The sequence below is a fragment of the Actinomadura rubrobrunea NBRC 15275 genome, from assembly GCF_001552235.1.
Taxonomy (GTDB): domain Bacteria; phylum Actinomycetota; class Actinomycetes; order Streptosporangiales; family Streptosporangiaceae; genus Spirillospora; species Spirillospora viridilutea.
Genome location: NZ_BCQU01000174.1, coordinates 1 through 4,605, shown reverse-complemented (window position 1 = coordinate 4,605; position 4,605 = coordinate 1). Strand labels below are relative to the sequence as shown.

4 protein-coding genes and 1 riboswitch are annotated in these 4,605 nt (G+C 73.3%); of the genes, 2 read left to right on the top strand and 2 right to left on the bottom strand.

The features are described from left to right. Together AR3_RS30100 and thiC are read right to left on the bottom strand one after the other, a co-directional pair. On the bottom strand, nucleotides 1-194 hold a 194-nt coding region (locus tag AR3_RS30100), incomplete at its 3' end, for an SDR family NAD(P)-dependent oxidoreductase (protein ID WP_217998807.1). A 116-nt stretch (nucleotides 195-310) separates the two neighbouring features. After that, entirely contained in the window at nucleotides 311-2,062 is a 1,752-nt protein-coding gene (gene thiC / locus AR3_RS28620) for a phosphomethylpyrimidine synthase ThiC (protein WP_067918707.1), read from the bottom strand. Next, nucleotides 2,060-2,171: riboswitch (TPP riboswitch) on the bottom strand. (Overlaps the previous gene by 3 nt.) Before the next feature lie 612 nt (nucleotides 2,172-2,783). Between thiC and AR3_RS30095 the strand changes: the two genes are divergently transcribed. Next, the gene (locus AR3_RS30095; protein ID WP_227023413.1) at nucleotides 2,784-3,560 is read left to right on the top strand and encodes a cardiolipin synthase ClsA; all 777 of its coding nucleotides are present in this window, start codon (nucleotides 2,784-2,786) and stop codon (nucleotides 3,558-3,560) included. 145 nt (nucleotides 3,561-3,705) lie between these two features. Next, nucleotides 3,706-4,356, top strand: coding sequence for a LysE family translocator (locus AR3_RS28605; RefSeq protein ID WP_067918701.1), 651 nt, complete (start codon nucleotides 3,706-3,708; stop codon nucleotides 4,354-4,356). Nucleotides 4,357-4,605 lie beyond the last annotated feature (249 nt).

The window sequence follows — 4,605 nt, the reverse complement described above, 5'->3', positions numbered from 1 at the left end:
TCCTCCAGCGCGTGCGCACGGCGCGCGGCGAGCACCACCGAGGCGCCCTTGTCCGCGAAGGCCAGTGCGGTGGCGCGGCCGATGCCGCTCGACGCGCCGGTGATCACGACGACGGCGTTCCTGGCTCTCACGCAGACCTCCCTCGCGCCGGCCGGCCCGGCCGCGGCCCGCCGCGACCGGCCGTGCGGCCTCATACCCGAGGTCGCGCGCGCCATGCGGCTCCGGCGGGGACGACGCGAGCGGAGGGCGGAATGGGAGGCGTCCGCCCCGGACGCGCGGGCGCCCGGGACGGACGGAACGAGGGACCGGGTCAGCCGTTCGACGGAGTGATCGGCAGATAGATCTGGCCGCCGGAGGCGGTGAACTCGGCGGCCTTCTCACGCATGCCCGCCTCCAGCGCCTCCTCCTCGGACACGCCCCGCTCCTCGGCGTACCGGCGCACGTCCTGGGTGATCTTCATGGCGCAGAAGTGCGGCCCGCACATCGAGCAGAAGTGCGCCGTCTTGGCGGGCGCGGCCGGCAGCGTCTCGTCGTGGAAGGCGCGGGCCGTGTCGGGGTCCAGGGAGAGGTTGAACTGGTCCTCCCAGCGGAACTCGAACCGCGCGTCCGACAGCGCGTCGTCCCACGCCTGCGCGCCCGGATGCCCCTTGGCCAGGTCCGCGGCGTGCGCGGCGATCTTGTAGGCGATCACGCCCGCCTTGACGTCGTCCTTGTCCGGCAGGCCCAGGTGCTCCTTGGGCGTGACGTAGCACAGCATCGCGGTGCCGTACCAGCCGATCATCGCGGCGCCGATCGCGGAGGTGATGTGGTCGTAGCCGGGCGCGATGTCGGTGGTCAGCGGGCCCAGGGTGTAGAACGGCGCGCCGCCGGTCAGCTCCCGCTGCAGGTCGACGTTCTCCTTGATCTTGTGCATGGGGACGTGCCCCGGGCCCTCGTTCATCACCTGGTTGTCGAACTCGGCCGCGATCCGGGTGAGCTCGGCCTGGGTGCGCAGCTCGGCGAACTGCGCCTCGTCGTTGGCGTCGGCGATCGACCCGGGCCGCAGCCCGTCGCCCAGCGACCAGGTGATGTCGTAGGCGGCGAAGATCTCGCACAGCTCGCGGAAGTGGGTGTACAGGAAGTTCTCCTTGTGGTGCGCCAGGCACCACGCCGCCATGATCGACCCGCCGCGCGACACGATGCCGGTCTTGCGGCGCGCGGTCAGCGGGATGTACCGCAGCAGCACCGCGGCGTGCACCGTCATGTAGTCCACGCCCTGCTCGGCCTGCTCGATCACGGTGTCGCGGAAGACCTCCCACGTCAGCTCGGCCGGGTCGCCGCCGACCTTCTCCACCGCCTGGTACAGCGGCACCGTCCCGACCGGCACGGGCGAGTTGCGCAGGATCCACTCGCGCGTGGTGTGGATGTCGCGGCCGGTGGACAGGTCCATGACCGTGTCGGCGCCCCACCGCGTCGCCCACGTCATCTTCTCCACCTCCTCCTCGATGGAGGAGGCCACCGCCGAGTTGCCGATGTTGGCGTTGACCTTGCAGTAGAAGCGCGAGCCGATCACCATCGGCTCCAGCTCGGGGTGGTTGACGTTGGCGGGCAGCACCGCCCGTCCCGCCGCCAGCTCCTCCCGGACGACCTCGGGCGACACGCCCTCGCGCAGCGCCGCGAACTCCATCTCCGGGGTGATCTCCCCGCGCCGCGCGTACGCGCGCTGCGTCACCGCGCCGCTCTTGGCCCGGCGCGGACGGCGCGGCGGGAACTCCGCCTTGTCGCGCAGCGGGTCGGTGGAGCGGCGGCCGTCGTCCTCGGGACGCACGGGACGCCCGTCGTACTCCTCGGTGTCGCCCCGTTCGGCGATCCACTTCGCCCGCAGCGGGGGCAGGCCGCGCCGAACGTCCACGACGTGGTCGGGGTCGGTGTACGGCCCGGAGGTGTCGTACAGCACCACCGTCGCGCCATTGGTCAGCGGCACTTCCCGCATGGGGACGCGGATGTCGGGACGCGATCCGACGAGGTACGTCTTGCGTGCGGGGCTGGCAGCGGTGACAGGTGTGGACACGCTGTCGGTCATGATGACGTGATCTCTCCCTACGCCGGCATTACCCGGTCAGGTTCCAGCGGTCAGCGGCCGTATCAGCCGCAATCTCAGCCCGGTTCGCCGGGCACCCGCGATCTGTCCCGCTGACGCTAACCTGCGGCACCCCTGTTGCCGCAACCCCAGGTCATGAGGTAAGGGAGCGCCGCGGCCGCCCCGCCCCGCCTCCCCGGTCGGCCGCGCCACGGAACGCCGGTCGCGCGGAACCTCGATCCGTTCGGGCTTCGCGTCGCTCGTAGGCCGGAGTGCGCGGCGCCGCCGACCTGTAAGCCGAACGGGGCGTCGGTCGGGAAACGTGATGAACATCATCATGACCACCCAGGAGGGTCGGACGTCCCACACAAGGGGACCGACCGCCGTCCATCGGGCGGCCAGGCGTCCGACGGACGGATGGACATGCGCACCCGGCCTCGACGGGGTCTTCTCGCCGCGCGAGGGCGCCTCGACCGAGCCGTGCGGCGGCGAGGGCTTCCCCGCTCTGACCGGTAGGGTCGAGACCTAGAGGACGAGATGCGTGTCCTGCCTGGCCGGTGGGTCCCGGACCGAGGAGAGCGAGCGCGTCAGCATGGCAGTCGTTGGCGGGGGGACGGGGGGCGCGAGGCCCCGAGCCGAACGCGGGGCGTCGCCGCCCGGCGCACCGGGGGGCGGGCGGCCTCCGCGGGATCAGCGTCCTCAGGGGCGGGAGGCGCCCGCGGCCGTGTCCGGCCGGATCTGGACGGTGCCGAACCTGCTGAGCTTCGCGCGCCTGGTCGGCGTGCCGGTGTTCCTCTGGCTCGTGCTGGCCGGATCCGACTGGTGGGCGCTGGGCGTGCTGGTCTTCGCCGGCCTCTCCGACTGGCTGGACGGGCGGCTGGCGCGCACGCTGAACCAGACCAGCAGGCTCGGCATGGTGCTGGACCCGGCCGCCGACCGCCTCTACATCCTGGCCACCCTCGTCGGCCTGACCGTCCGCGAAGTGATCCCGCTGTGGCTGGTGGTCCTGCTGGTCGGCCGGGAGATCGCCATCACGCCGATCGTGCCGCTGCTGCGGCGCCTGGGGTACGGCGGGACGCTGCCGGTGCACTTCGTGGGCAAGGCCGCCACCCTGTGCCTGCTGTACGCGTTCCCGTTGCTGCTGCTGGGCGACCACGACGGCGACGTGGCCGCCGTCGCCAAGGTCGTGGGCTGGTGCTTCGCCATCTGGGGGACCGCGCTGTACTGGTGGGCGGCCGTCCTCTACTGGTGGCAGACGTACCAGCTCTTCCAGGCAGAGCGCGCCGGGGACGCCCCCGGCGCCGATCCGCCCCAGGGCGGGGGAGAGGGCACTGCAGGGACACCCGCCGAGAATGCGGCGGACGGCGGAGGGCCGACCGGCGGGCAGACGACCGGCCGCGACCGGCCGGAAGAGGCGCCCGGCGACGCGTCCGGCGCGCCGCCCTCGGCGGGCGAGCAATCCTCGTCCGGCGGACAGGAGGGAGCGGAAACCTCCCCATAAGGCCCATGAGACCGCCGTGACGGCCGGTGCGGACGAACGCGGCGACGCCCTCCACGGGGGACGAACGCGGCGACGCCCTCCACGGGGCTGGCTGCAAGATCACGGCACCCGTTAGGGTCGGGGACATCCCCGACAGGAGGGTCCGATGATCTCGTTCGGCGCGTTCCTCGGCATCGCGGCGGTGGCGCTCGGCCTGGTGCTGACGCCCGGCCCCAACATGATCTACCTGGTGTCCCGGTCGATCACCCAGGGCCGCCGGGCCGGGCTGATCTCGCTCGGCGGGGTGGCGACCGGTTTCGCCGTGTACGCCGTCGCCGCCACCGCCGGACTGACCGCGGTGTTCGCGCTGGTCCCCGCCGTCTACACCGCGATCAAACTGGCCGGCGCCGCCTACCTGCTGTGGCTGGCCTGGCAGGCCGTGCGCCCCGGCGGCACGGCGGTGTTCGCGCCGCGCGAGCTGCCCGTCGACCCGCCGCGCCGCCTGTTCGTCATGGGCCTGCTCACCAACCTGCTCAACCCGAAGATCGCCGTCCTGTACGTGTCCCTGCTGCCGCAGTTCGTCGACCCCGCCCGCGGCCACGTCGCCGCGCAGAGCCTGCTGCTGGCCCTCACCCAGATCGCCATCGCGGTCACCGTCAACGGCCTGATCGTGCTGGGCGCGGGCACGATCGCCCGGTTCCTGGCCCGCCGCCCGGCCTGGCAGCGCGCCCAGCGGTACGTGATGGGCACGGTGCTCGGCGCCCTCGCGGTGCACCTGGGCCTCGACCGCTCCCGCGCCGCCGCCGCGACCCCCTGACGCGCCGCGCGTCCGCCTCCCGCGACGCAGGTCACAGCGGCTGACCTGCGTGTCGTCCGCCGCGGGCTTGCCATGATGGGGCGGTGATCAGTCGAAGGCGCGACGATCCGGACGCCCCCCCGAGGCGTCCCGACGCCAGCATGGCGCTGCTCGCCGACCTGTTCGCCGGCAGGCTGCTCGACCCCGGCTACGCCGAGGCCGAGGCCCGCCGCGCCGCGTCCGGCCGGCCCGCCCCGCGCGGCCGGCCCC